Origin of the sequence: Methylobacterium organophilum, from assembly GCF_022533465.1 — a bacterium.
GTDB lineage: Bacteria > Pseudomonadota > Alphaproteobacteria > Rhizobiales > Beijerinckiaceae > Methylobacterium > Methylobacterium organophilum.
This window is the reverse complement of the sequence record NZ_CP092848.1, coordinates 3,511,197-3,536,039: the sequence shown is the minus strand read 5'-3', so window position 1 is coordinate 3,536,039 and position 24,843 is coordinate 3,511,197. Positions and strand designations below refer to the sequence as shown.

At 68.2% G+C, this 24,843-nt stretch carries 18 protein-coding genes, 2 tRNA genes and 6 pseudogenes; 12 read left to right on the top strand and 14 right to left on the bottom strand.

Features of this window, described 5'->3' with window-relative positions; all coding sequences use genetic code 11:
- Positions 1-180 precede the first annotated feature (180 nt).
- The 3 genes and pseudogenes from MMB17_RS16615 (at position 181) to MMB17_RS16605 (ending at position 2,247) form a co-directional block, all read left to right on the top strand.
- On the top strand, positions 181-339 hold the full coding sequence (locus MMB17_RS16615) for a hypothetical protein (RefSeq protein WP_241099603.1): 159 nt from the start codon (positions 181-183) through the stop codon (positions 337-339).
- A 63-nt stretch (positions 340-402) separates the two neighbouring features.
- Positions 403-1,411: pseudogene (locus MMB17_RS16610) on the top strand (IS3 family transposase); the annotation flags it as partial.
- A gap of 81 nt (positions 1,412-1,492) precedes the next feature.
- Positions 1,493-2,247, top strand: a pseudogene (locus MMB17_RS16605) (IS5 family transposase).
- A 273-nt stretch (positions 2,248-2,520) separates the two neighbouring features.
- Here MMB17_RS16605 and MMB17_RS16600 read toward each other — a convergent pair.
- The 4 genes from MMB17_RS16600 to MMB17_RS16585 form a co-directional block, all read right to left on the bottom strand.
- On the bottom strand, positions 2,521-2,727 hold the full coding sequence (locus MMB17_RS16600) for a hypothetical protein (RefSeq protein WP_241099602.1): 207 nt from the start codon (positions 2,725-2,727) through the stop codon (positions 2,521-2,523).
- A complete protein-coding gene (locus MMB17_RS16595; RefSeq protein ID WP_241099601.1) occupies positions 2,724-3,893 on the bottom strand; it encodes a PepSY-associated TM helix domain-containing protein in 1,170 nt (389 codons plus the stop codon). The genes MMB17_RS16600 and MMB17_RS16595 overlap by 4 nt, the downstream gene beginning before the upstream one ends.
- 26 nt (positions 3,894-3,919) lie before the next feature.
- Entirely contained in the window at positions 3,920-6,013 is a 2,094-nt protein-coding gene (locus MMB17_RS16590; RefSeq protein WP_241099600.1) for a TonB-dependent receptor, read from the bottom strand.
- A 335-nt stretch (positions 6,014-6,348) separates the two neighbouring features.
- Complete coding sequence (locus MMB17_RS16585) at positions 6,349-6,924, bottom strand: TetR/AcrR family transcriptional regulator (protein WP_241099598.1); 576 nt, start codon at positions 6,922-6,924, stop codon at positions 6,349-6,351.
- Between the two features lie 410 nt (positions 6,925-7,334).
- Between MMB17_RS16585 and MMB17_RS16580 the strand changes: the two are divergent.
- The 4 genes and pseudogenes from MMB17_RS16580 to MMB17_RS16565 all read left to right on the top strand — a co-directional run.
- Positions 7,335-7,760 (top strand): annotated as a pseudogene (locus tag MMB17_RS16580) (transposase); the annotation flags it as partial.
- 87 nt (positions 7,761-7,847) lie between these two features.
- Positions 7,848-8,422: pseudogene (locus tag MMB17_RS16575) on the top strand (transposase); the annotation flags it as partial.
- Between the two features lie 38 nt (positions 8,423-8,460).
- A protein-coding gene (locus MMB17_RS16570; protein ID WP_241099007.1) for an IS5 family transposase occupies positions 8,461-9,266 on the top strand; the annotation gives its coding sequence in 2 pieces (ribosomal slippage) (positions 8,461-8,788 and positions 8,788-9,266; 807 coding nt in all).
- A 4-nt stretch (positions 9,267-9,270) separates the two neighbouring features.
- Positions 9,271-9,864 (top strand): annotated as a pseudogene (locus MMB17_RS16565) (transposase family protein); the annotation flags it as partial.
- A 111-nt stretch (positions 9,865-9,975) separates the two neighbouring features.
- On the opposite strand, the pseudogene MMB17_RS16560 reads toward MMB17_RS16565, so the two are convergent.
- Positions 9,976-10,089 (bottom strand): annotated as a pseudogene (locus MMB17_RS16560) (IS5-like element ISMra2 family transposase); the annotation flags it as partial.
- A gap of 158 nt (positions 10,090-10,247) precedes the next feature.
- On the opposite strand from MMB17_RS16560, the gene MMB17_RS16555 reads away from it, so the two are divergent.
- Positions 10,248-10,622, top strand: coding sequence for a capsid cement protein (locus tag MMB17_RS16555; protein ID WP_241099597.1), 375 nt, complete (start codon positions 10,248-10,250; stop codon positions 10,620-10,622).
- Positions 10,623-10,677: 55 nt separating this feature from the next.
- On the opposite strand, the gene MMB17_RS16550 is transcribed toward MMB17_RS16555, so the two are convergent.
- Positions 10,678-10,753: transfer RNA gene (locus tag MMB17_RS16550), tRNA-Glu, on the bottom strand.
- Between the two features lie 151 nt (positions 10,754-10,904).
- Here MMB17_RS16550 and MMB17_RS16545 point away from each other — a divergent pair.
- Both MMB17_RS16545 and rpoH read left to right on the top strand, forming a co-directional pair.
- Positions 10,905-11,858 (top strand): RluA family pseudouridine synthase, encoded by a 954-nt coding sequence (locus MMB17_RS16545; RefSeq protein WP_241099595.1) that lies wholly within the window; start codon positions 10,905-10,907, stop codon positions 11,856-11,858.
- A 260-nt stretch (positions 11,859-12,118) separates the two neighbouring features.
- Positions 12,119-13,018, top strand: a complete 900-nt coding sequence (gene rpoH / locus MMB17_RS16540) for an RNA polymerase sigma factor RpoH (RefSeq protein ID WP_238314628.1) — start codon at positions 12,119-12,121, stop codon at positions 13,016-13,018.
- Positions 13,019-13,136: 118 nt separating this feature from the next.
- Here rpoH and MMB17_RS16535 read toward each other — a convergent pair whose 3' ends face one another.
- The 5 genes from MMB17_RS16535 to MMB17_RS16515 form a co-directional block, all read right to left on the bottom strand.
- The gene (locus MMB17_RS16535) at positions 13,137-15,293 is read right to left on the bottom strand and encodes a methyl-accepting chemotaxis protein (RefSeq protein WP_241099593.1); all 2,157 of its coding nucleotides are present in this window, start codon (positions 15,291-15,293) and stop codon (positions 13,137-13,139) included.
- A 163-nt stretch (positions 15,294-15,456) separates the two neighbouring features.
- Positions 15,457-16,869: a histidine kinase gene (locus MMB17_RS16530; protein WP_241099592.1), complete on the bottom strand. Its 1,413-nt coding sequence runs from the start codon at positions 16,867-16,869 to the stop codon at positions 15,457-15,459.
- A gap of 50 nt (positions 16,870-16,919) precedes the next feature.
- Positions 16,920-18,212 carry an adenylosuccinate synthase gene (locus MMB17_RS16525; protein WP_238314622.1) on the bottom strand — a complete coding sequence of 431 codons (1,293 nt, stop codon included), beginning with the start codon at positions 18,210-18,212 and terminating at the stop codon, positions 16,920-16,922.
- Between the two features lie 189 nt (positions 18,213-18,401).
- Positions 18,402-18,710, bottom strand: a complete 309-nt coding sequence (locus tag MMB17_RS16520) for a hypothetical protein (RefSeq protein ID WP_238314619.1) — start codon at positions 18,708-18,710, stop codon at positions 18,402-18,404.
- Between the two features lie 107 nt (positions 18,711-18,817).
- On the bottom strand, positions 18,818-20,125 hold the full coding sequence (locus MMB17_RS16515; protein WP_420847278.1) for an MFS transporter: 1,308 nt from the start codon (positions 20,123-20,125) through the stop codon (positions 18,818-18,820).
- Positions 20,126-20,416: 291 nt separating this feature from the next.
- On the opposite strand from MMB17_RS16515, the gene MMB17_RS16510 reads away from it, so the two are divergent.
- Complete coding sequence (locus tag MMB17_RS16510; RefSeq protein ID WP_238314614.1) at positions 20,417-20,851, top strand: tellurite resistance TerB family protein; 435 nt, start codon at positions 20,417-20,419, stop codon at positions 20,849-20,851.
- Positions 20,852-21,206: 355 nt separating this feature from the next.
- Here MMB17_RS16510 and MMB17_RS16505 read toward each other — a convergent pair whose 3' ends face one another.
- Both MMB17_RS16505 and MMB17_RS16500 read right to left on the bottom strand, forming a co-directional pair.
- Positions 21,207-22,826 (bottom strand): peptide chain release factor 3, encoded by a 1,620-nt coding sequence (locus MMB17_RS16505; RefSeq protein WP_241099588.1) that lies wholly within the window; start codon positions 22,824-22,826, stop codon positions 21,207-21,209.
- A 106-nt stretch (positions 22,827-22,932) separates the two neighbouring features.
- Positions 22,933-23,712 (bottom strand): SDR family oxidoreductase, encoded by a 780-nt coding sequence (locus tag MMB17_RS16500; RefSeq protein WP_241099587.1) that lies wholly within the window; start codon positions 23,710-23,712, stop codon positions 22,933-22,935.
- A gap of 86 nt (positions 23,713-23,798) precedes the next feature.
- Here MMB17_RS16500 and MMB17_RS16495 point away from each other — a divergent pair.
- A tRNA-Gln gene (locus MMB17_RS16495) sits at positions 23,799-23,873 on the top strand.
- Positions 23,874-23,906: 33 nt separating this feature from the next.
- On the opposite strand, the gene hemC is transcribed toward MMB17_RS16495, so the two are convergent.
- Positions 23,907-24,836: a hydroxymethylbilane synthase gene (gene hemC, locus MMB17_RS16490; RefSeq protein ID WP_238314605.1), complete on the bottom strand. Its 930-nt coding sequence runs from the start codon at positions 24,834-24,836 to the stop codon at positions 23,907-23,909.
- Positions 24,837-24,843: the final 7 nt, after the last annotated feature.

Genomic DNA, 24,843 nt, shown 5'->3' with positions numbered 1-24,843 from the left:
CATTGATCTACAGCGGCTTTTCGGCCCTGCCCACAACCCACCGGACCCCGGAAGCGAAACCGCCGCCTTGGGGTAGGAGCCCAGAACGGCGGATGTCGAGAAAGCATCTGGGAAGGATTCTTCGGACACTGAAAACTACCGCGAGACAGCGGTCGCGTCCATCGAGATCGGATGCGCGGCATGACCGACCTCCGCGCCATGGCTCGCGACCTTGGCGGCGAGGTCGCTGGTATCGGGCATATCCTGTGCCCCGGCTATAGCTCCCGCGACCGCTCGCTCTCCGTCCGCCTCGACCCGCGCTCGCCCGGCGGCCTTGTCCATTCCTCCGCGGGAGACTGACCTGACCGGCTGGCTTTGGACCGGGCTGATTGAGAGGATCAGCTGGGCCTGAAGGAGTCGGACATGCGGCGAGGACAGAAGACGAGCGCGGAGCAGGTGGTGCTGAAGCTGCGCCGGATTGAGGTGCAGACCGCCCAGGGCAAGAGCTTGGCGTTGGCTCAGCTAAGGAGGCGGAGCTCTCCGAGCAGAGCTACGACCGCTGGCGCAAGGAATACGGCGGCCTGCAGGTCGATCAGGCGCGGAAGATGAAGGAGCTTGAGCGCGAGAACGCTCGGTTGCGCCGGCTTGTGGCCGACCTGCCCCTGGAGCAGCAGGTGCTGGCGGACGTCGCCTCGGGAAACTTGTAGCCCCCGAGCGACGCCGGCAGGCGGTGGACGCCATCCAGGAGAAGTATGGTCTCTCGGAGCGTCACGCCTGCCGGATCGTCGGTCAGCACCGCGGCACGCAGCGCACCGTGCCCACCGTGCCGGCCGACGAGGATGCGCTGACCCGCGCCATCATCGCTTTGGTGTCCGAGTACGGGCGCTATGGCTACCGCCGCGTCACCGCGCTGCTACAGGCAGACGGCTGGCAGGTCGGCAAGGATCGGGTTCAGCGCATCTGGCGTCGCGAGGGGCTGAAGGTCCCCAACCGACATAGACCCCGCCGCCGCCTCTGGCTGAACGACGGCTCGTGCGTGCGACGACGGCCGCTTCGCCGCAATCACGTCTGGAGCTTCGCCTTCGTTCAGGCGCAAACCCATGACGGGCGAAGCCTGCGCCTCCTGACGCTGATCGATGAGCACAGTCGAGCCTGCCTCGCGCTGAAGGTGGCACGGCGCATCAACAGCCTTGGTGTGATCGAGGCGCTGGCTGACGCGATGTGCTTGCACAGCATCCCGGAGCACATTCGCTGCGACAACGGCCCTGAGATGATCTCGAAAGCACTCCGCAAATGGGGCGCCGAGACAGGCTCGCAGATACAGTACATCGCGCCGGGCTCGCCGTGGGAGAACGGGTACTGTGAGAGCTTCAACGGCAAGCTGCGCGACGAGTGCCTGAAGCAGGAGATCTTCTACTCGCTGAAGGAAGCCTAGGTAGGGGACTCATACAACCAATTGCTTTCTCTTGCGTTTTCTTCCTGGGTATGGGGCTTCCTGCGTAGGAGGATCGCAATGGCACGGCTGTTCTGGCTCTCGGACGAAGCCTGGGCGCGGATCGAACCGCAGTTGCCTCACGGTCAACCGGGCAAGCCGCGGGTCGATGACCGGCGGGTGATCAGCGGCATCCTACATGTGCTGAAGGTCGGCTGCCGCTGGCAGGACACGCCCTCTGCCTACGGCCCGCACACGACGATCTACAACCGCTACAACAGGTGGTCTCAGCGCGGTGTCTGGCAGCGGCTTTTTGCCAGGCTCGCTGCCGCAGGTCCTGTCCCCGAGGAGCTGATGCTCGATGCCTCTCACGTGAAGGCACACCGCTCGGCATCCGGCGGAAAAGGGGGGCCTGGATCCAAGCCATCGGCCGCTCGCGCGGCGGCTTCACGAGCAAAATCCATTGCTTGGCCGATGGTCGTGGCCGACCGATTGCGTTCACCCTGACACCGGGCAACGTGGCCGACATCAGTATGGCGTTGCCTCTGTTACAGGCCGTCGTACCACCCAAGCGCCTGATTGCCGACAAGGCCTACGACGCACAGAGCCTGAGGGATTGGTTGAAGAGCCGCAAGGTGATCGCCACCATCCCGTCCACGGCCTCCCGGACGGTCCCCTACAAGCACAGCCGGATCGCCTACCGGCGGCGCAACCGGATCGAGCGCCTGTTCGGCCATCTCAAAAACTGGCGGCGCGTCGCGACCCGATATGACCGTTTGTCTTGCAACTATCTGGCCGCCGTCGCGCTCGTTTCCTGTGTCGTCGCATGGACCTGAATGAGTCCACGACCTAGACTTCCGGCTACCCATAGCAGCGGCCATGCAGTAGCCTCTCACTCGGCTCGGTCCAAAATACCGGTCAGGTCAGGCTTCTTTCGACCCTCTGCTGACTCTGGGAAGGTCCGTTTCAAGGCTCTCAGCTAGGTCGGCGCCTACAAGCGGGCTATGTGGCTTCGAGATAATCCGCTTTGAACACCAGGATTTATAGCATGCTTATCCCCGATACGCGCTGATAGATACGCCTCGACGGCACGAAGTTGGCTGATGGCATCACAAATTTCGCTTTGGACTGTCTTTCCTTCGCGAAAGACCTAAACCGATGGCATAGGCGAGGGCGAGAAACAGGATCAGAGCGGCGATGGCGTCCCGGTCGGCCTCCTCGGTCAGCAGTGCCCCGATTAGGCTGCCCAGCGTGACGGCAGCGATGATGGCCGGCGCCGTCCAGATACGGCGTGCTTGACCGGTGGAAGGCATCACGCGTTGGGTTCCAGGGATGAGGAGTGGTTGCCAGAAACGGCGGACGCCGCGCAGGGAACGACTGAGCGTTTGCGCGCGATCCAGAGATAGAGTCCGCTGCCGAGCACGACGACTGTCGCTCCGTCCAGAAGCGCCCAAACGACCTTCAGTGGCAGGCCACCGTAATCGCCGAAATGCAGAGGCTGCGACAGGAACAGGGCCTGCACGTACCAGGGCATGGCCCGCATGTCGGTGAGGCGTCCCGTCCCCGCATCGATCAGGGCGGGCTTGAGTAGCCGCGCGGTGAGCGGCGTATTCCCGGCCATGAACACCGCGTAGTGGTTGTTGCTCGAGAAGGCCGTGCCGGGAAACGCGACGAGGCGCGGCGTCATGTCGGGCGCGGCCGACTGGGCCGTGGCCACCGCCGTGTCGATCGAGACGAGCGTCCCGGGGCGCGGCACGCCACGATAAGGCGCCGTCATTTCGGTGAGTTGGCCTCTCTGCCAAAGCGCCAACATCACGTCGGCCCACGTGTTGATCGTGCCGGTCGCGCCGACGACGAGGGCCCAGGCGACCGTCGCGACCCCGATCAGGTTGTGCCAGTCGAGCCACCGGATTCGCGCGCTGCGCGTGCGGCGGACGGTGCCGAAATCGAGTTTGCGCATGAAAGGGCCGTAGAGCACGACGCCCGAAACGATGGCAGCCACGAACAGCAGCCCCATCCCCCCGAGGAACAGCTTGCCCGGCAGCCCGAGGAACATGTCGGTGTGCAGCTTGAGGAGGAAGCCCATCGGGCCCGCACCGGGATGCGACGCGATCAGAACCGTCGCCGTCCTACGGTCGAGCCCGACAAAGTGGTCGCTCGGAACCTGCTGGAGCGTCTTGGCAAGGCCGACCAGGACCGCGTCCGGCTCGTCCTTGTCGAAGGACACGAACTGCACGACCGCACCCGGCCTCTTCGCCTCGGCTGCCGCGACGAGGGTGTCGAGGGGGAGATGGTGCGTTCCGGCGGACATCTCCGGCAGAACGGGATCGTAGCCGAGGGCATGATCGATCTCGTGATGGAAGATCAGTGGCAGGCCCGTCAGGCAGAGCATCAGCAGGAACGCCATGCTGATGAGGCTGGTCCAAGTGTGGACCGCCGACCAGATGCGGAAGCTGCGAACCCGCGGCGCGCCCGTGGTCATGACGAACTCTCTCGCTCCACCCACCCTCAAAAATCCATCTGGGCCGAGAGCAGGTAGGTCCGCGGCGTGCCGAGCGACAGGATCCCGGAGAAGGCGGACGAGTTCCAGTAGTTCGTGCCGGTGACGTTCACGACGTCGGCCCGCAGGGTCACCGGTTTTCCCCACGCACCGAGGAAGGTGTAGCGCAGCCCGGCATCGAAGCGTGTCCAGTCCGGGATGCTCTGGGTGTTGCCCTGATCATAGAATTGTCGGCTCGTATGGATCACACGGCCCGTCGCCGTCAGACCCGGAAGCAGCCAGGGGGGCAGGTCGTACTCGCCGTAGAGGTTGAGCGTCAGTGCGGGCACGCCGGGAGCGACGTTTCCGTCGAAGGCGCCGGCCGCCGTTCGCACGAGGCGACCGTCGATCGCCGCGATGCCACCGAGCAGACGGATGCCGGGAACCGGCTCGCCGAAGACGTTGAACTCGATACCACGGTTCCGCTGGAGGCCGTCGGCGGTGAAGGCCAGCGAGACCGGGTTCAGCACCGCGTTGGGGCGGTTGATCTCGAAGAAGGCGAGGCTCGCGCCCACGGGACCGAAATCGTACTTGATGCCGACCTCCTTCTGATCGGCGACGATCGGCGGCAGCACCGTGCTCGGCACGATCGGGGAGACCGGCGGCGCGATCAGCGCCTCGACATAGTTGCCGTAGAGCGAGAGCTGCTCGGTCGGCTTGACCAGAAGCGCGACCGCCGGCGAGACGGCCGTTTTGTCGTAGCTTGACGTGGCGAGGCCGAAGCCCGGCGTCTCGGGCGTGAAGTTGAAGCTTTTGCCGGCGAGTTGCTGGAGGCGCGCGCCGGCCGTGAGCTGCACCCGTCCGTCGAGGGACGACAGGGTGTCGGCGACGGCGAGGCTGCGGTAGATCTGCGCGGTTCCCCGCGCGTCCCCGATGTTCCGGTCCGTGAAGGCGGGGATCGCGACCGGCACGGGTGCGTAGATGTTCGACGGGGTGCTGCTTGGCAGGAACTGCACCGCCACCGGATAGCGGACCTCGTTCCAGTAACCGGTCGCGGCGAGCGACGCCGTGTGGCGGATCGGACCGGTGTCGAAGCGGGTCCGCACGCCCGTCTCGGCGGTGTAGGTCTCGTTGTCGAACTTCTGCCGGACGAAGGTGTTCGAGAAGGCGCCCGTCGATGAGGTCAGGAACTTGAAGCTGGAGAGGTCGTCCTCGTTCAGGACGCCGGCACCGAACGCCGCGTAGACGGTCGTCGTTTCGGTGACGTCGTACTCGAAGCGCGTCGCGCCGAGGAACGACCGCGTCTTCTGGTACTGGCCCGGCTGTTCGAGGTTGCGCGACAGCTTGGGCGCGGACGGGATGCCGATGCCGGGCCCGACGAACAGGAAGCCGCGATTTCGGGTGTAGGTGCTGTCCTGGTAGGCGAAATCGAAGGAGGCGCGGAAACGGTCGCCACGATAATCGACACCCAGCGAGCCGAATCCGAGTTCGAGCCGCTCCTTGTCGATCGCGGTCTCGCCCTTCTGGTAGACGCCGTTGGCGCGGACACCCCATTCCTTCTGCTCGCCGTAGCGGCGGCCGACATCGACCATCACGCCGCCTTGGCCCTGTGAGATGAAGAACGGTGTGATGCGCGTCAGCGGTTCGTCGTAGGCCCGCTTCGGGATGATGTTGATGCTGCCGCCGACGCCGCCGTTCGGGGCGGCGCCGTTGATCAAGGCGCTCGGCCCCTTCAGGACCTCGACGCGCTCGGCGTTGAAGACGAACGGCCGGCGGAAATCGACGATGCCGAACAGTCCGTCGAAACCGTAATCGGCCGGTTGCAGGATGAAGCCGCGCACGACAACCGACGACCCGTAGGCGTCGCTGAGCGATCCGACCGCCCGCACCGACGGATCGTTGGCAACAACGTCGAGCAGGCTCTTTGCCTGCTGGTCGCGGATCAGCTTCTCAGTGTAGCCCGCAGTGTTGAACGGCGTGTCGAAGACGCTCCGGTTGCCGAGCACTCCGAGGCGGGTGCCGGAGCCGAGCTGGCCGCCCGGATAGGCCGGCGGAGGCTGACCGACGACACCCGTCGGCGGAGGCTGGCCGTTCTTTACCAGCGACGATCCCTGCCCACTCACGGACAACTCTTCGAGGGTGACTCGCGCCTGGGCGTAAGCCTCCGTGACCAGTCCAACGGAGGCGAGGCCGCCAACGAGAACGAGGCGCCCGACGCAGGACGGTTTGGCGGGTGACTGCTGCCGCCCGCTTCGCGAGCGCGGCATGTCGATTGTGCGTGCGCACGTTGGAACCCGCTTGGACATACCGCATCAACCCCCGAGAGACTGAAGCGATAGGCGAAACAGGACGATCGTGTCCAGTTAATTTCGAAGCGAAATCATATATTTAAATTGGAATAATTCCTTTTTTGATCGTGTCTGGACCGTGTGGATCGATGGGGGATCGGGTGATCGATTCAGCCCTCGGGTCCGGGGTTCGCTGCCGCCCCGCCGCCGGTCGGGTCGGGTATCAGGCTCATTTGCCGAGGCGCTGCCCCAGTTAGGAAACGACTCCAGGCCGTTGTGAAGTATTCCTCCCGTGCGTGCATATCCTGGTATCGGTCATCGCCGAGCATCGCCGCGATCAACGGCTTGATTGAGGTCGCGTAGAGCAACTGCTCCGCTAGAAAGAAAGCTTCGTCGCCGACGAGATGACCCGCAGCCTGCGCATTCTGAACGAGGCCGGCAAAACGTTCCATGACCGGATCTTCTCGGGTCGGAATGGGCTTGACTGCGCCGGATGCCATGGCCTCGCCGAGAGCGACACGGTTGAGCGCCAGGAACTCCGGGCGCAGATTGATGTCCAGGATGACGCGCGCGTAAGAGCGCAGCTTCTCCATGGCGGTCCCGTCGGCGCTCACGGCTTGATCGAGTTCGGGGATCAGCGTCGCATGCAGGCGCGCCATCAGGGCTGAAAAGAGGGCGGATTTCGTCTGATAACGCCGATAGACCGTGTCCTTGCCAGCCCCACATGCTGCGGCGACCTGCTCCATCGAGGTTGCCGCAAAGCCCTGTGTCGCGAAGAGATTCGAAGCGGCATCCAGGATGCGCGACGCGAGCTCCGCACTTTGATCTTTCGTCGGCCTTCCTCCCCGCGGGACCCTGATCGCCGACCGTGTCGCTCCCGAAGCCCGCTCCCGTGATCCTGCTTTAGGCAACTGGAAACCCTTACTCTTCGCAGCCTACGGATCGACGGTTCTCATTTGGAAGCGATCTAACCTACTGTTGCGATCGACGGCAATCGGTCTGTTGGTGGGGATGCGTCCGCGAGAGCGTGCTGAATCAACGATCGCTTTCGGGCGACGCTGAAATCGCGAATGGAAAGGCCGAGTTGGACTGACCTGACCGGCTGGCTTTGGACCGGGCTGATTGAGAGGATTAGCTGGGACTGAGGGAGTCGGACATGCGGCCAGTTCAGAAGACGAGCGCGGAGCAGGTGGTGCTGAAGCTGCGCCGGATGGAGGTGCAGACCGCTCAGGGCAAGAGCTTGGCGTTGGCGTGCAAGGAGGCGGAGCTCTCCGAGCAGAGCTATGACCGCTGGCGCAAGGAATACGGCGGCCTGCAGGTCGATCAGGCGCGGAAGATGAAGGAGCTTGAGCGCGAGAACGCTCGGTTGCGCCGGCTTGTGGCCGACCTGCCCCTGGAGCAGCAGGTGCTGGCGGACGTCGCCTCGGGAAACTTGTAGCCCCCGAGCGACGCCGGCAGGCGGTGGACGCCATCCAGGAGAAGTATGGTCTCTCGGAGCGTCACGCCTGCCGGATCGTCGGTCAGCACCGCGGCACGCAGCGCACCGTGCCCACCGTGCCGGCCGACGAGGATGCGCTGACCTCCCGCCTGCGCCTGTCAGCTTCCCTGATCTATCATTACAGTTGCAGTGTAAGGCTCCTATCTGAGGGGTTTCGGATGGGAGAGCGCGATGTCCTCAGCCTCGCTCGAAGCTACGCTGGAGCTCTGGTCGACGACGCTACGACAGGCCAAACAGCGCATCCGCCCCTTGTTCGCCGCCCCGAGTGTCGCCGCCTCGGCCAACGCCTTCTCCTGGACGGCCTGCTCGGCGGTGAGCGGCGCAAGACCGGCTGGATGCGCGCCGAGGCTGCCGGGGACCCGGGTCCCTGGCGCCAGCAGGCCATCCTCGGTCGCACGCACTGGGATTCGGAGGCGCTGCGCGATGTCGTGCGTGACTACGTCGTGGAGACGCTCGCCTCACCCGACGCGGTTCTCGTGCAGATCGGGGTGTTTGCCACCTACGTCTCGGATCAGGGCCACGCCTTCATCGACCGTCGGCTGTACCTGCCCAAAGCCTGGACCGGGGATCCAGCCCGAAGGCAAGCGGCGCATGTGCCCAAGGCTGTCACGTTCGCCACCAAGCCGCAGCTGGCGCTCGCCATGATTGAGCGGGCCATCCAGGCAAAGGTGCCGTTTGCCTGGGTGGCGGCCGACAGCATCTACGGCGTGGGCGAGATCGAGCTGGCGCTGCGGCGGGCCTCTAAGAGCGTGGGACGAAACCTGTGTGAGCGAGTTGGAAGGGCATGGAGACCCTTGTCCCCGACGATCTGTGGGCGGTGATCGCGCCGCTTCTGCCGCCTGAGCGTGAGAAGCCGAAAGGCGGTCGCCCGCCAGCCTCGGACCGGGCGGCGCTGGCGGGCATCATCCTTGTGCTGCGGACCGGCATGCAGTGGAAGCACCTGCCGCGTTCCGAAGTCGGCTGCAGCGGCAAGACGAGTTGGCGGCGGCTGGGAGCGTGGCAGGCGGCCGGCGTCTGGGCCGCACTCCATCGCGCGATGCTGGAGCGGCTTCAGGACGCCGACGCGCTCGACTGGTCGCGGGCCGCCCTCGACAGCGCCAGCCTACCTGCGAAAAAAGGGGCTCCGCGACGGGGCCGAACCCGACGGACCGGGGCAAGCCGGGCACGAAGCGCCACCTCGTCGTGGACGCCAACGGCACGCCGCTCGGCCTGAGACTGAGCGGCGCCAACTGCCACGATAGCCGCATGCTGGCCGCCACGCTCGATGCGGTGCCGGGCGTGCGCACCGGCCGGCGTGGTCGCCCGCGGCGCAGACCCGACAAGCTGCATGCCGACAAGGGCTACGACCATCGCCGCTGCCGGCGCGAGTGCCGAGCCCGCAGCATCACGCCTCGGATTGCCCGGCGCGGCATCGAGAGCAATCAACGGCTGGGGCGCTATCGCTGGAGTGTGGAGCGCACGCTGGCCTGGCTCGCCCGCTTCCGCCGGCTCACCATCCGCTACGAGCGCCGGGCCGATCTCCATCTCGCCTTCACCACACTCGCTTGCGCCCTCATCTGCCAAGCTCAGGCCAGACGGTTTTGTCCCTAATTCTAAGAGCTACGTGCTGGGCGTCACCGGTCAGCATCACTTCTGGTCCTGGGACGCAAACCTCGACGTTGCGGGCACTGCCGTGGAGATCGCCAAGGGCATCCCCGACCAGGACTGGTTGCGCCTCTCGGCCGGAGCCGGCACCAAAGGACCGCGCCTGTTCGACTGGGCCTATCTACCGCTGGCCACGCTCCGGGCCGATGCGCTCGACGCCGCGCTCGATCAGAGCTTGTGGACGCGTGGCCTGCTGGTGCGGCGCAGCCTGTCGGACGGGGCGCTCGCCTACTTCACCACTTGGTGCCCGGCCGGCACGCCGGTCGAGAAGCTGGTGATGGTGGAAGGCCGGCGCTGGGCGATCGAGGACGCATTCGCGACCGCCAAGACGGAACTCGGATTGGCCCACAACGAGAGCCGCTCGTGGCACGGCTGGCATCGGCATGTCAGCCTGGTGATGCTGGCCTTCGCGATGCTGGCGCGGGTGCGCCGGCTGGCCAACGGGCCGCCCCCAAAAACGACGCTCATCGCCAAGCTCGCAGGTGCCGTGGTCCATCCAAGAGATCCGGCGCGTGGCGATGCGGCTGGCGCAACGGCGCATTGAACCCGCCTTCGTGCTCGCTTGGTCAGCTTGGCGGCGCGCCCACCAGCTATCGCTCAACAAGCGCATCGCAGAAGTAGAATGCAACTGTAATGCTAGGGCGTATCTTCAAGGTCACGTGAGCCAGAGCATAGTCATGCCGAGGGTGACCATGGCGATGTAGTTGGCGGCGCGTTTCTCGTGCCGGGTCGCGATGCGGCGATACTGCTTGAGGCGGTTGATCAGCCGGAGACCGAGATCGGCCGCGCCCAAGGGCGTCGCCGGGTCCGCACCTTCCGCGTCCACAGCCACAAGGGATGGTGACCATGAAGAACTACATCTAGCCCGGCAACGTCGTCACCCTCACGGCGCCCGGCGGCGGTGCCCGCTCCGGCGACGGGGTGCTGGTGAACGCCCTGTTCGGCGTGGCGGCCTATGACGCCGCCGAGGGCACTGAGGTCGAGGTCTCGCTTGTCGGGGTCTGCGTCTTGCCGAAAGCCTCCGGCGCCATTGCCGAGGGCACCAAGGCCTACTGGGATTCGACCGCCAAGGCCGTCAGCGGCACCGCTAGCGGCAACAAGCTCATTGGTGCCACCATCCGCGCGGCCGGTGTCGCCGAGGCCGGGTGCTCTCCGCACGAGATCATGGCCGTGCTCGGCCACAGCACCTTGGCAGAGGTCGGACCTTACACCCACGAGGCCGACAGAGCAGGTCTATCGACGGGCGCGATCACGAAACTGGAGGGATGGAAGAAGAACAATCCTACCCAAACCATGTCGTGAAGGTTTGGAGATTGCTCGGAAAGTCAAAGGTAAAGCAATGACTTGTAGCCGCTGCTGGCGCTCCCAAGGGGACTCGAACCCCTGTTTTCGCCGTGAGAGGGCGACGTCCTAGACCGCTAGACGATGGGAGCTTTCCGGCCGGCGAGGGGTCGTATAGCGAGGCGTTTCCGGGTGGGCAAGGCCCCTCTCGGATCTTCGTGAAACTTCTTTGCTGGCATCGGGACGGAACGGGTGGATCAATCGGCAGCGCAGCGGCGTGCGGTCGTCTTGGGCGGGGAGGAGATGCCGGCAGGGGGCGAGCGGCTCGACCGGGCCCTGGCCCGGGCCCTGCCGGAATTCTCGCGGGCGCGCCTGCAGGCGCTGGTGCGCGCCGGGCAAGTGAGCGCGGGGGGGCAGGCCCTGCGCGATCCCGCCGCCAAGGTCGCGCCGGGGCTGCATCTCGACATCGTTATCCCGGAGGCGCTGCCTGCGGAGCCCGCCCCGGAGCGGCTCGCTCTCGTCGTCGTCCACGAGGACGACGACCTCATCGTCATCGACAAGCCGGCCGGGCTCGTCGTGCATCCCGCACCCGGTCACGAGGGCGGCACGCTCGTCAACGGGCTCATCGCCCATTGCGGTGCGAGCCTGTCGGGCATCGGCGGGGTGCGCCGGCCCGGCATCGTGCATCGGCTCGACAAGGACACGAGCGGCCTGCTCGTGGTCGCCAAGAACGACCACGCCCATCAGGGCCTCACCGCGCAATTTGCCGATCACGGCCGCACCGGGCCGCTGGAGCGCGCCTATCTCGCCCTCGTCTGGGGCGTGCCGCAGCCGCGCAGCGGCACCATCCGCACCAATCTCGCCCGTTCCCGGCGCAACTTCGAGAAGATCGCCGTGGTCCGCGAGGGTGAGGGCCGCCATGCCGTCACCCATTACAGGGTCGAGGCGGAGCCGGACGGCGAGAGCCAAGTCGCTCTGGTGCGCTGCCAGCTCGAGACCGGGCGCACCCATCAGATCCGGGTGCATCTGAGCCATCTCGGCCATCCCCTCCTCGGGGATGATCTCTACGGCAGCGCCTTCCGCACCAAGGCCGCGCGGCTCGGCCTGGCGGCGCGCGACGCCCTCACGGCGTTGGGGCGACAGGCGCTGCATGCAACCCTGCTCGGCTTCGCCCATCCCCGGACGGGGGAAACCCTGCGCTTCGAGAGCCCGCTGCCGGCGGATATGGCGCGCCTGCTCGCCGCCCTGTCGGACTGAACCGTGGCAACCGGGGTGCGGTGTCGCTCTGTCGTCACGGTCAACGATGCATCTTGTGCGTTTTTGCACCGCGACTCGGTGACCAGGAATGCGAGAGAACTCTGCCACCCGGTTCGCGCGTTGTTGAGGACGCGAGGGGCGACCGACGCTACCGGAGCGGACCGAACCCCGTTAGAATTCGAAACGAGGGCGGCCGGCTTCAAGAGGAGCGGCGTGTCCTCGTGAGCCTGCCCGTCCGGGGGGCCTTGAAGGAGGTGTACATGGCTGGCGCTCTGCCCGTGCTCGCCACTGAAGGCGGCCTGTCGCGCTACCTCGACGAGATCCGCAAGTTCCCGATGCTGGAACCTGCGGAGGAATTCACCCTCGCCAAGAGCTGGCGCGATGCCGGTGACCGCGAGGCGGCCCACAAGCTCGTGACCTCGCATCTGCGCCTCGTGGCCAAGATCGCCATGGGCTATCGCGGCTACGGCCTGCCGATCAGCGAGGTCGTGTCCGAGGGCAATGTCGGTCTGATGCAGGCGGTCAAGCGCTTCGATCCCGACAAGGGCTTCCGGCTTGCTACCTACGCGATGTGGTGGATCAAGGCCGCCATCCAGGAATACATTCTGCGCTCCTGGTCGCTCGTGAAGATGGGCACGACCGCCAACCAGAAGAAGCTGTTCTTCAACCTGCGCAAGGCCAAGGGCCGCATCTCTGCCTTCGAGGAGGGCGACCTGCGCCCCGATCAGGTCCAGCAGATCGCGACATCCCTCGGGGTGCCGGAACAGGATGTGGTGGAGATGAACCGCCGCCTGTCGGGCGATTCCTCGCTCAACGCGCCCCTGCGCGAGGAGGGCGAGGGCGAGTGGCAGGACTGGCTCGTCGACAACACGCCGAGCCAGGAGAGCGTGCTCGCCGGCGAGGAGGAGGGCCGCAATCGGCTCTCGGCCCTGCGCGACGCCCTCGGTGTGCTCAACCCGCGTGAGCGCCGCATCTTCGAGGCGCGTCGCCTCGCCGAGGATCCGATCACCCTGGAGGATCTCTCCGGCGAGTTCGGCGTCTCCCGCGAGCGTGTGCGCCAGATCGAGGTCCGTGCCTTCGAGAAGGTGCAGGAAGCGGTCAAGAAGAACCTCGCCACCCGCGAGCTTCCCCGGGGCAACGGCGCCGCTCTGCCCGCCTGATCCGTTCCCGGGCCGGGCGGCTGCCCTCCCCTCCGCCTGACACAGACTGCAAGAAGGGCTGCGCAGGCGATGCCGCGCAGCCCTTCTTCGTTTTCGATGGGAGGCTTGAGGGCCGCGCTCAGGCCGCGCGGACGTCGGCGAGGAAGCGCTCGACCTCGGCCCGCAGGTGCTCCGACTGCGCCGCGAGATCGTCCGAGGCCTTGAGCACTGAGCCGGCGACGAGGCCGGCCTCGTCGGCGACGCGGGCGACCTCGGCGATGTCGCTCGTCACGGCGCCGGTGCCGGCCGAGGCTTGGCTCATGCTGCGCACGATTTCCTGGGTGGTGACGCCCTGCTCCTCGACGGCGGAGGCGATGTTCGTCGTCACCGCATTCATGGTCTGGATCCGCGCGGCGATGCCCTGGATCGCCTGCGAGGCGCCGTTGGTCGCCGCCTGGATCGAGGCGACCTGCTGGCCGATCTCCTCGGTCGCCCGCGTGGTCTGGCTGGCGAGTTCCTTGACCTCGGCGGCGACCACCGCGAAGCCGCGGCCGGCCTCCCCGGCCCGGGCCGCCTCGATGGTGGCGTTGAGGGCGAGCAGGTTGGTCTGGCCGGCGATGGTCGACACCAGGTTGACCACGTCACCGATGCGGGAGGCGGCGGTGGCGAGCGCCGCCATGGTCTCCTCGGTGCGCATCGCCTCCTGCACGGCGGCGGAGGACAGGCTGGCGGCCTGCTCGACCTGGCGGCCGATCTCCTCGACGGTGGCACCGAGCTCCTCTGCCGCGGCGGCGACGGCGTTCACGCTGGCGGCGGTCTGGTGCGCCGCGGCTGCGACGCTGCTGGAGCGCTGCGAGGTTCCCTCGACGGCGCGCTTCATGCTGCCCGAAGAACCGTGAAGCTCCTCGACCGCGCTCGACACCCGGGTGACGATGCCGCCGACCGAGCTCTCGAACTGGCCCGCGAGGTCGCGCAGCAAGGCGCGCCGGGCCTGCTCCTCGCGCAGCCGCGCGGCTTCCGTCGTCTTGAGCTGCTCGGCCGCCTCCTCCAGCGACATGTCGCGGATCGTGACCACGGCGCGGGCGATATCGCCGATCTCGTCCCTGCGGGCGCTGCCGGGCACCTCGGTGAGCGGCTCGCGGGCGGCGAGCGCCTTGAGGGCGCGGGTCAGGGCATCCAGCGGACGCACGATCGAACGGGCGAGGCCGAGCCCGAGCAGGGCGGTGACGGCCAGCACGCAGAGCGCGATCAGGGCGAGCGTCTGCGAGAGGGCCTTCACCGAGCCGATGGCCTCCGCCTCGCTCTGCTCGGCGACGACCGTCCAGGGGGCTCCAAGCACGGTCACGGACGAGGTAGCGCCCATGTGTGGGCCGTCGGCCGGGGTGAAGACGAAGTTCTCGCCATCGCCTAGAGTCTTCGGGTCGATGCCGAGGGAGGTGGGCGGGTCGCCTGCCTTGGCCTGGGTCTCCAGCGGCGGATTGCTGCGCAGGCGTCCATCGGTGCCGATGGCGAAGACTTGGCCCGTATCGCCGAGGCCGGCACGCTTCGACAGGGTGCGGTCGAACAGCTCGGCGTTCACGCGCATCACCACGAAGCCGATCCGCTCGGCCGCCTGGGCGGTGCCCATGGCGACGTTGGCGCGCTTGGTCAACGCACGGCCGATGAAGGCCGAGGGGCCTTCTCCGACGGGATAGGTGGCGTAGTCCTCAAAGACGACCGCCTCCGTGTCGACGATGCGCAGACGGTCGTAGAGCCGCGCGATGCCGGTGGCCCGCAGGCTCTCGTCGGTCACCGGCTTGCCGAAATCGGCTCCCTTCGTCGTCGTGTAGACGATGCGGCCGTTCTGATCGAGGATCATCAGGTCGGCATAGCCGGTCTGGGCGACGAGCTTGCGGGCGACCTCCTGGATCTTGGCGTGCCGGCGCCCATACATCGTGTTGGTGGACAGGCCGTCGAAGGCGATGCGGGCCTCGACCGTTTGCGGAGCCTGAAAGGCTTCGATGACCGCGGTGATATCGCCTTTGCTCGGATCGAGGATGTCGATCAGGTCGGGGGCGTTCGAGGCAACTTGAGGATGAGCGGCGATGGTGAGGAGGTCCGCCTGCAGGCGATCCGCCATCAGCCCGATGCTGTCACGCTGGGCCGTGGCGGCGAGCTGCAGCCGGTCGCGGGCCGCGTCGATCAGGCTGCTCCGGGCCGAGTTCCAACTGAAGCCGCCCATCGCTGCCGCGCTGAGCAGGGCCAATCCAATCGTGGTTGCGGGAAGACGAACCTTCAGCGTTCTCAGGATAGACATCGCGATGTGCCGGCCGACCTTCGGATTTGGTTCGGTCGATCATCGCTGTGCTACGTTAAGTTTTTGATACTGCGTGGAATCTAGCCTGTTTACAACTTTTGATAGCTTTGCCTAGCCTCTGTCGTGGGTGCGCCGAAGCACGCGGACAAGCGATGCGGCTTGCCTAATCGTTCCACTGCTCGAAGGCGCTTTGGATCACCTGAGTGCCGGTATTGCCCTTTTCGAAACTCAGGATGGCACGGCCGCCGCTGGCGTATTGCAACCCGAGGTCGAACCACGGGCGATGCAGCAGGAGGTCCGTGTTGCGGTCGACATCACTTTTGAGGGAGGACAGCCCGATCAGGAACAGGTTGTCGCGCACCCGCACCGGCAGGCCGGACACGGTGGTTCCGCGGCCCTTCTCCTCGTCCTTGAGGGCGATCAGGCCGATGCTCTGGACGGCATGCTTGGCGGCATCCGTCCCGGAGGTGGTGAAGGCGATCTCGACCGTGTGCGAGGCGGGCAGCGCCGCATCGGTGTTCTTTCGGATCGTCATGGTGAGGCCGAAACCGGCATCCGGATAATCGACGCTCGCCCGGATCACTGTCTGGAGAGGCTGGCTCTGCTCGCCGCTCACGGTGTCCAGGCGCCAGACCACACGGCCTTGGGTGACCTTGGCCGGTCCTTCCGGATCGGCGGTGTTCTCCTCGATGAGCACGGCGCGCTGGGCCACGGTCATGTCGGTCTGGGCCGGCGCCCGGGCCGGTGCTTGGCTCTTGCGGGGGGGCGGCGCCTGGTCGCCGCCGATGCGGTCGGCGAACTTGGAATCGGCGGGCTCGGCCGGGGCCTCCCGCGAGGACGCGGCTTCCTGCACCGGCGAGGGCTTGTCGCGAAGGAGATAGGCGGCAACGCCGATCGCGCCGATCACGATCGCGAGGAGGCCGAAGACCACGGCGTTGCGCAGCATCTGCGCACGGCCGGTCCGCGGCGGCACCACGTCGATCTTCGGTCGGCGCCGGCCATTGGCATTGGCGGGCTCGGCCGGGGCCTCCCCTTCGGCCGCTGCGGACGGCGCCGGCTCTGGCCGCGGCGGGCGCGGCGGCACGAAGGCGGCGAAGGGTTCGGGCGGCCCGGCCTCGGGCAGCGCGTCGGCGGCGGCCGCGGGCGGAATCAGCTCCGGCGGTGGGGCCGGTGGCAGCGTGGGCTCCGAAGCCCGCTCCGGAGCCGGGGCTGCAGGCTTCGGAGCCTCTTCCGCCGCAGGCTTCGAAGACTCCGCTGCCGGGGATGGATCGGGCAGGAATTCGGGCTTCGAGGGGACCGCAGCCGCGGGGGGCGCCGGCGGCGGAGCCGGGGGTTCGGCTGCGGGCGCCTCGGCCGGCGGTGCGGGCTCCCCGTAAGCCGTCTCCAGGCGTCCGATCGCCGCGTCGAGGGCCTTCCGCTCCAGCTCGATATCGGCTTCGGCGATCGGCGGGTCGAGGGAGCGGAGCTGAGCGATCAGGGCGCCGCGGGCGCGATCGTAGACGGCCTTGCGCATGGCCGGCGAACGGTCGGGCAATGCGTCGAGCGCCCGCGCCAGCAACGGATAATAGTCCGCCATCGTGCCTCGATCCGATCCCTTCGGGGCGGCTCAGACTGCCCGCCTCTGCCTCAATCCTCGAAGGGGTTGTGCATCAGGATCGTGTCGTCCCGCTCCGGCGAAGTCGAGAGCAGGGCGACGGGGGCACCGATCAGTTCCTCGATCCGGCGGACGTACTTCACAGCTTCCGCCGGAAGCTCCGCCCAGGAGCGCGCGCCCGCCGTGGTGCCCGACCAGCCGGGAATGGTCTCGTAGACGGGCACCGCGCGCTGCTGCGCGCCCTGGCTCGCCGGCAGGTGGTCGAGCCGCGTGCCGTCGATCTCGTAGGCGACGCAGACATTGATCGCGTCGAGGCCGTCGAGCACGTCGAGCTTGGTCAGGGCGATGCCGTCGATGCCGGAGGTGCGCACGGTCTGGCGCACGAGGCAGGCATCGAACCAGCCGCAGCGGCGCTTGCGCCCTGTCACGGTGCCGAATTCGTGGCCGCGCTCGCCGATGCGCTGACCGATCTCGTCGTGCAGCTCGGTCGGGAACGGCCCCTCGCCGACGCGGGTGGTGTAGGCCTTGGCGATGCCGAGCACATAGCCGACCGCGCTCGGGCCGAGGCCCGAACCCGTCGCGGCCTGGCCGGCGACGGTGTTGGAGGAGGTGACGAAGGGGTAGGTGCCGTGATCGACGTCGAGGAGCGCGCCCTGCGCGCCCTCGAACAGGATGCGGCGGCCGGCCCGGCGGGCTTCGTCGAGCAGCCGCCACACGGTGTCCTGGTAGGGCAGCACCTTGTCGGCGATGGCGGCGAGCTCGTCGTAGATCGTCTGGTGCGCGATCTCGGGCAGGTCGAAGCCCCGGCGCAGGGCGTTGTGGTGGGCGAGCAGCCGCTCGATCTTCGGCCCCAGGGCGTCGAGCTCCGACAGATCCATCAGCCGGATCGCCCGGCGGCCGACCTTGTCCTCGTAGGCCGGCCCGATGCCGCGCTTGGTCGTGCCGATCTTGGTGCCGGGCGCCCCCTCCTCGCGCAGGGCGTCGAGCTCCCGGTGCAGCGACAGGATCAGGGTCGCGTTGTCGGCGACGCGCAGGTTGTCGCGGCCGACCTTCACGCCCTGGCCGGCGAGCCGCTCGATCTCCGCGACGAGCGCGTAGGGATCGAGCACGACACCGTTGCCGATGACGCCCAGGGTGTTGGGCCGGACCACGCCGGAGGGGAGCAGGGAGAGCTTGTAGACGGCCTCGCCGACGACCAGCGTGTGGCCGGCATTGTGGCCCCCCTGGAAGCGGACCACGATGTCCGCCTTCTCGGAGAGCCAGTCGACGATCTTGCCCTTGCCCTCGTCGCCCCACTGGGCGCCCACGACGACGACGTTCGCCATAAGGTTCTGACCTGTCTCGCGCGGCGAGGGGCCAGAGCCCGGACGCCACGCGCGAAAACCCCGGCATTGGCCGGGGCGGGGTGGGTTGCGGGGCCTCTTCGGCCATCCCTGCGCCCGGGTCAAGGCGAGGGAGCGCAATCCAGCCTTCCGATCCCGTGAAAAGCCGCCGCTTCTCGAAGGTGTGACGCCTTATTTCGCGTTGCCCGGAGGCTTGATCACCGGCATCGAATTCGGGTTCGGTTCCGGTGCGATGGTCTTGATCTCGGGATCGACCTCGGAGGGCGGCTTGATGACGCCGTCGGAGTCCCGGAGCTTGTCGCTCAGCGTCCTGTTCTGCGCGTCCGTCTCGGGCCTCACCTTCTCCGGAACCTGCTCGCTCGGCGGCGGCAGCTTGGGGTCGGTGTCCTGGCCCTTCTGCGGCACGGACGGGTCCTGGGCATAGGCGGCCGTGGACAGGAAGATCCCGGCCAGCACGGCAATAGGCGAAACTCTGGGCATCCCGAACTCCTCGTGGCTCCGTACGGGAGAGTCCGGGACAAACCGGCCGGGGGCGGATGCGTTCCTGCCCCGCGGCCGAAGGGCGCCGCGGGGTCTTCGGGGGATCGTCAGGCCGCCGCGGCCGCCGGCATCGGTCCCGCGCCGCCGTCGCGGCTGGCCTGGGCGGGGTCCAAGCCACGGGTTTCCGGCATCAGCGTCAGGTAGACGAGGAAGCCCGCCGCGGCGATCGCCGCCAGGGCCAGGAAGGCGGCGGAGAAGCCGGCTCCGACGATGATCACGCCGGCCAGGGTCGCGCTGAACGAGGCGCCGACGCCCTGCGCCGTGGCGATCGCCCCCTGCGCCACGTTGAACCGCCCGCTGCCGCGGGTGAGGTCCGCGACCACGATCGGGAACAGGGCGCCGTAGATGCCGGCGCCGATCCCGTCGAGACATTGCACGCCCACCAGCCAGAAGGGGTTGTCCGAGAAGGTGTAGAGCACGCCGCGCAGGGCCAGGAAGCCGAAGGCGGCCAGGAAGATCGGCTTGCGGCCGATCGCATCCGCCTTGGCGCCGACGAAGATCGCGACCGGCACCATCACGCATTGCGCGGCGACGATGCAGAGCGCGATGAGCGAGGTCGCGTGGTCCTTGCCCGAGATCTTGGTCAGCAACTGGCCGACGGACGGCAGCATGGCCGCATTGGCGAGGTGGAAGGCGGCGCAGAGCAAGGCGAAGAGCAGCAGGTGGCGGTTCTGCAGGAGCGCCGACAGGCCGGAGGGCTGCTCGCCGCCCTGCTGCTCGGCGTGGTCGAGGCCACGGGCGAGGTCGTCGTCGATCGCCTCCGCCGGGATCATCAGCATGGCGATGATCGAGGCGCCGGCGAGGATCGCCATCAGCCAGAACACCACGATCGGCCCGAAGAAATAGGCGCTGGCCCCTGCGATCATCGCCGAGGCGGCGTTGCCGGCATGGTTGAAGCCCTCGTTCCGGCCGATCCGCTTGGAGAACATCTTCGGGCCGACGACGCCCAGCGTGATGGCCGCCAGGGCCGGTGGGAAGATCGCGCCGGCGATGCCCGCCAGCGATTGCGTGGCGGCGACGAGGAAGAAGTTCGAGACGAAGGGGAGCGCCAGGCAGCTCAGCGTCACCGCCACCGCCGCGGCGATCACGATGGCCCGCTTGTGGCGGGTCCGGTCGATCAGGGCGCCCGCCGGCGTCTGAGCGATCAGCCCGACGATGCCGGAAATGGTGATGACGAGGCCGATCGTGGCCTCGTTCCAGCCCTGCTCGGGTCCGCGCACGGCGAGCAGGTAGATGGCGAGGTAGGGGCCGAGCCCGTCGCGCACGTCGGCCAGGAAGAAGTTCAGCGCGTCGAGGCCGCGCAGGGATTTCTGCGAGGGAGCAGGCGCACCCGTGGCACCGGTTGTCTGCGTCATGATCGTCATCCGTCGCTGAAGGGCGGATGACGCCGCGCACGTTTCAGGGTGCCGCCTTCATCCCAGGCATTCAAATGCGCATCCCGGACTCGGTTCCGGCCCGGGAACGCATTTTTCGCGGTCCGGCGGCGTGTGCGCCAACCGATCTCCGCCTGTGATGCGCAGGCCACAAATGCCGATGGAAATCGCGCCGCAGGCGGTTCGGCCCGCTGGAGGCGCCGCGATTCGCGCTTAAGATGCTCGGGCCGAGGGCCTCCGCATCCCGGCGCGGAAGAGTGCGAGGAGGGCAGGATGGGGTTCTTTCAGGATGCACTCGTCCGCTTCAACCGGGCGGTGATGTCCTACGCGGGCGACACGGCGTTCATGCAGGCGGCGGTGGCCGCCGCGGCCAACGTCATCGTCGCCGACGGGGAGACCGACGAGGAGGAGATCGAGGCCGCCCTGGTCAGCATGCGCGCCAACCCGATCCTGGAAAAATCCTACGACACCCTGGCCCTCGAGAAGGAGCTGTTCGAGGCGCTGGCCCGGGCCGAATTGCGCGCCGGGCGGCTCGAGAACCTGCGCCTCGTCTCGGCCATCGCCGACCGTCCCCTGGAGCAGCGCCAGCACGTCTTCCTGATCGCCGCTGACGTCGCCGACGAGGGCGGCGTCACGGAGAGCGAGCACAAGGTGCTCGACGACCTCGCCAAGGCCCTTCTCGTCGACAAGGCGGCCCTGCTCGGCTGAAGCCGCCTCACCGCCCCGCTCCGCCGGGACCCGCGACAGCAGGGGGCTGGTCATCGAGGGCACGGCGGTGCCGATCCCCGCGGCGACGCCGATCAGGCCGGCCTGCCGGGCGAGATCGGAGAGCGGCGCCGCCCGTCAGGAACAGGGGCCGCGGTGGCGGGGGCGAAGGCGAGGCCGCCGAGCACCAGCGGGCGGCCACGCTGTTGGCGAGACCCGGCACCACGGTGAAGGGCAGGAAGGCGCGGCCGGAATTCCCGCTATCCTCGGAGCTTTTGACGCGCGGGGCGGTCGTCGTGTCCCGGGTCAGCCCGCGACGCTTCGGTTCCGATCGAAGCGTCGTGGCTGAGCCGACGCGTCAGACCGCCCGTTTCTGGTAGTCTTTCACGTCGGTGAAGCGGATCTTCTCCCAGCGCTCCTCCTCGTAGCGCAGGGAGAAGGCGGTGCTCGCCATGAAGACCGGCGCCCCGTCGAGGTCGCTTGCCATGGACGAGCCGTGGGCGTTCACGAACTTGTCGAGCTCGGCCTCGGAGTCCGATTCGATCCAGCGGCACACGCTGAAGCGGCTGGTCTCGAAGTCGATCGGCAGGCCGTATTCGGCCTGAAGCCGTTCCTTCAGCACGTCGAGCTGCAGGGCGCCGACCACGCCGACGATGGCCGGGGAGCCGTCCTGCGGCACGAAGACCTGGACGACACCCTCCTCGCCCATCTGCTGGAGCGCTTCCCGGAGCTTCTTGGCCTTCATCGCGTCGGTGAGCTTGATCCGGCGCATGATCTCGGGGGCGAAGCTCGGCACGCCGCGGAAGACCAGCTCCTCGCCCTCGGTGAGCGTGTCGCCGATGCGCAGGGTGCCGTGGTTCGGGATGCCGACCACGTCGCCGGCATAGGCCTCGTCGGCGATGGCCCGGTCCTGCGCGAAGAAGAATTGCGGTGCCGAGAGCGACATCGGCTTGCCCGTGCGCACGAGCTTGGCCTTCATGCCGCGCTTCAGCTGGCCCGAGCAGACCCGCATGAAGGCGATGCGGTCGCGGTGGTTCGGATCCATGTTCGCCTGGATCTTGAACACGAAGCCCGTCATCTTCGGCTCGGTCGGCTCGATCGTGCGCTTGTCCGCCTCCTGGCCCCGCGGCGGCGGGGCGAAGCGACTGAGCCCGTCGATCAGGTCGCGCACGCCGAAATTCCGGAGCGCCGAGCCGAAGAAGACCGGCGTGAGGTGGCCCTCGCGGAAGGCGGCGAGGTCGAAGGTCTTCAGGCCGCCCTCGGCGAGCTCGACCTCGTCGCGCCAGGCCTGCGCGGCGCCGTTCTCGGTCAGCAATTCGTCGAAGAGCGGGTCGTCGGGACCGGAGACGCTGAGCGTGCCGGCATCGTCCGCCGCGTCGAGGCGGCGCACCCGGGCCTTCCCGAGCTCGTAGGTGCCGGCGAAGTTCCGGCCCAGGCCGATCGGCCAGGTCACCGGCGCCACGTCGAGGGCGAGGGTCTTCTCGATCTCGTCGAGGAGGTCGAACGGGTCGCGGGCCTCGCGGTCGAGCTTGTTCACGAAGGTGACGATCGGGATGTCGCGCAGGCGGCAGACCTCGAACAGCTTGCGCGTGCGCGCCTCGATGCCCTTGGCGGCGTCGATCACCATCACCGCCGAATCCACGGCCGTGAGCGTGCGGTAGGTGTCCTCGGAGAAGTCCTCGTGGCCCGGCGTGTCGAGCAGGTTGAAGACGCAGTCGCCGTATTCGAAGGTCATCACCGAGGTGACCACCGAGATGCCGCGCTCCTTCTCGATGCCCATCCAGTCGGAGCGGGTCGAGACGCGGTTGCGCTTGGCCTTCACCTCGCCGGCGAGCTGGATGGCGCCGCCGAACAGCAGCAGCTTCTCGGTGAGCGTGGTCTTGCCCGCATCCGGGTGGGAGATGATCGCGAAGGTGCGCCGCCGGGCGACCGGATCGGCTTTCGGGTCGGCGGGCTTGGGATCGGTCTGCATCAGCATGGCGGGCACCGGCCGCCGGTGGAAGGCGGCCGCTCGTCCTCGAGGAGAGTCAGCGGGAAGCGCGCGTCCTCATACGCGCTCGCGCGGGAGGGTGCAAAAGGGCGCCTCAGCCCCGGCCGAGATAGGGCATCTTCGTCGCCATCACGGTCATGAAGGGCACGTTGGCCGAGAGCGGCAGCCCGGCCATGTAGACCACGGCCTCGGCGACGTGGCGCGCCGCCATCACCGCCTCGGGCTTGATCGAGCCGTCCGCCTGCCGGGCGCCCTGGCCGAAGGCGCGGGTCATGTCGGTCTCGGCATTGCCGATGTCGATCTGCCCGCAGGCGATGTCGAAGGCGCGCCCGTCCAGGGCGGTGGCGCGGGTGAGCCCGGTGATCGCGTGCTTGGTGGCCGAATAGGGGGCCGACATCGGCCGCGGCACATGGGCGGCGATGGAGCCGTTGTTGATGATCCGCCCGCCCTGCGGGTCCTGCGCCCGCATCATCGCGAAGGCCGCACGGGTGCAGAGGAAGGCGCCGGTGAGGTTGATCTGCACGCTGGCGAGCCAGTCCTCGATCCGGACCTCGTCGACGGTGGCGGCCGGGGTGAAGATGCCGGCATTGTTGAACAGGAGGTCGAGCCGGCCGAAATGCCGGCCGATCTCCGCGAACAGCGCCTCGACGCTCTGCGGATCGCCGACATCGGCCGGTCGCGCCAGGGCCTCGCCCCCCTGCTCCGCGATCTCGGCGGCGAGGGCCTCCAGGGGCTCGGGCCGCCGCCCGGCCAGGGCCAGGCGCCAGCCGGCCTGCGCCAGCCCGAGGGCGACCTCCCGGCCGAGGCCGGAGCCCGCCCCGGTGACCAGGGCCACGCCCCGTGCCGCACCCTCCGCCCCGCCTGCCCGCGCCATCCCGGCCTCCTGTTCGATCGGCCGGCCCGATCCCGTGTTGCCAGCGGCCCCGGCCCCGTCTAGACAACGCCCGACCCGCGCGTCGATGGGGCGTCGCCAAGCGGTAAGGCAGCGGTTTTTGGTACCGCCATACGGAGGTTCGAATCCTCCCGCCCCAGCCATCCAGCCGATGATGCCGACGGCAGGTCTCCCCGTTACTGCAACCGTTCCGTATAGGTCCGTCCCGCCGCATGGCGCAGGGCCTCGCCGGCCTCCTTGCCGATGGCGGCGGCGTCCGCCGCGAGGCCGTCGCGGGTGACGGCCCAGTGGCGGCTGCCGTCGGGCAGGAAGAGCAGGCCGTCGAGATGCAGGCGGTCGCCGTCGATCCGGGCGAGCGCCGCGATCGGCGTGCGGCAGGAGCCGTCGAGGGCGGCGAGCAGACCGCGCTCGGCTTCCAGCGCCGTCGTCGTCGTGGCGCAGGCCACGGGAGCCAGCAATGCCCGGATCGGGTCGTCCCCCGCCCGGCACTCGATGCCGAGGGCGCCCTGCGCCACGGCGGGCAGCATCTCCTCCACGGAGAGGACGCTTTTGGCCACGCTCTCCATGCCGAGACGCTGCAGGCCGGCGAGGGCGAGCAGGGTCGCGTCGCATTCCCCCGCTTCCAGCTTGCGCATGCGGGTATTGGCGTTGCCGCGCAGGGGCACGATCCGGAGGTCGGGCCGGCGCATCAGCACCTGAGCGCCCCGCCGCAGCGAGGAGGTGCCGACCCGCGCCCCCGGCGGCAGATCGTCGAAGCCCTTCGCCTCGGAGGCGGCGAGGAAGGCGTCGCGGGGATCGTCCCGCTCCAGGATGCAGCCGATGACGAGGCCGTCCGGCAGCCAGGTCTCGACGTCCTTCATCGAGTGGACGGCGACGTCGACCTCGTCCGCGAAGAGGGCTTGCTCCAGCTCCTTCGTGAACAGGCCCTTGCCGCCGATCTCGGAGAGCGGCCGGTCGAGCACCCGGTCGGCGACCGTCGAGACGACGACGATCTCGGTCTCCAGGCCCGGATTGGCCGCGACGATCCGGTCACGGACCATGCCGGTCTGGGCGAGCGCCATGGGGCTGCCGCGGGTGCCGATGCGGAGGGGGCGGTTCAGGCTCATGCGCCGG

What these genes read in the sequence shown, in the direction of transcription:
- MMB17_RS16615 (WP_241099603.1), top strand. Translation starts at nt 181, where the DNA reads ATGACCGACCTCCGCGCCATGGCTCGCGACCTTGGCGGCGAGGTCGCT.
- MMB17_RS16595 (WP_241099601.1), bottom strand. Translation starts at nt 3,893, where the DNA reads ATGACCACGGGCGCGCCGCGGGTTCGCAGCTTCCGCATCTGGTCGGCG.
- MMB17_RS16585 (WP_241099598.1), bottom strand. Translation starts at nt 6,924, where the DNA reads ATGGAGCAGGTCGCCGCAGCATGTGGGGCTGGCAAGGACACGGTCTAT.
- MMB17_RS16545 (WP_241099595.1), top strand. Translation starts at nt 10,905, where the DNA reads ATGCCGGCAGGGGGCGAGCGGCTCGACCGGGCCCTGGCCCGGGCCCTG.
- rpoH (WP_238314628.1), top strand. Translation starts at nt 12,119, where the DNA reads ATGGCTGGCGCTCTGCCCGTGCTCGCCACTGAAGGCGGCCTGTCGCGC.
- MMB17_RS16535 (WP_241099593.1), bottom strand. Translation starts at nt 15,293, where the DNA reads ATGTCTATCCTGAGAACGCTGAAGGTTCGTCTTCCCGCAACCACGATT.
- MMB17_RS16530 (WP_241099592.1), bottom strand. Translation starts at nt 16,869, where the DNA reads ATGGCGGACTATTATCCGTTGCTGGCGCGGGCGCTCGACGCATTGCCC.
- MMB17_RS16525 (WP_238314622.1), bottom strand. Translation starts at nt 18,212, where the DNA reads ATGGCGAACGTCGTCGTCGTGGGCGCCCAGTGGGGCGACGAGGGCAAG.
- MMB17_RS16520 (WP_238314619.1), bottom strand. Translation starts at nt 18,710, where the DNA reads ATGCCCAGAGTTTCGCCTATTGCCGTGCTGGCCGGGATCTTCCTGTCC.
- MMB17_RS16515 (WP_420847278.1), bottom strand. Translation starts at nt 20,125, where the DNA reads ATGACGCAGACAACCGGTGCCACGGGTGCGCCTGCTCCCTCGCAGAAA.
- MMB17_RS16510 (WP_238314614.1), top strand. Translation starts at nt 20,417, where the DNA reads ATGGGGTTCTTTCAGGATGCACTCGTCCGCTTCAACCGGGCGGTGATG.
- MMB17_RS16505 (WP_241099588.1), bottom strand. Translation starts at nt 22,826, where the DNA reads ATGCTGATGCAGACCGATCCCAAGCCCGCCGACCCGAAAGCCGATCCG.
- MMB17_RS16500 (WP_241099587.1), bottom strand. Translation starts at nt 23,712, where the DNA reads ATGGCGCGGGCAGGCGGGGCGGAGGGTGCGGCACGGGGCGTGGCCCTG.
- hemC (WP_238314605.1), bottom strand. Translation starts at nt 24,836, where the DNA reads ATGAGCCTGAACCGCCCCCTCCGCATCGGCACCCGCGGCAGCCCCATG.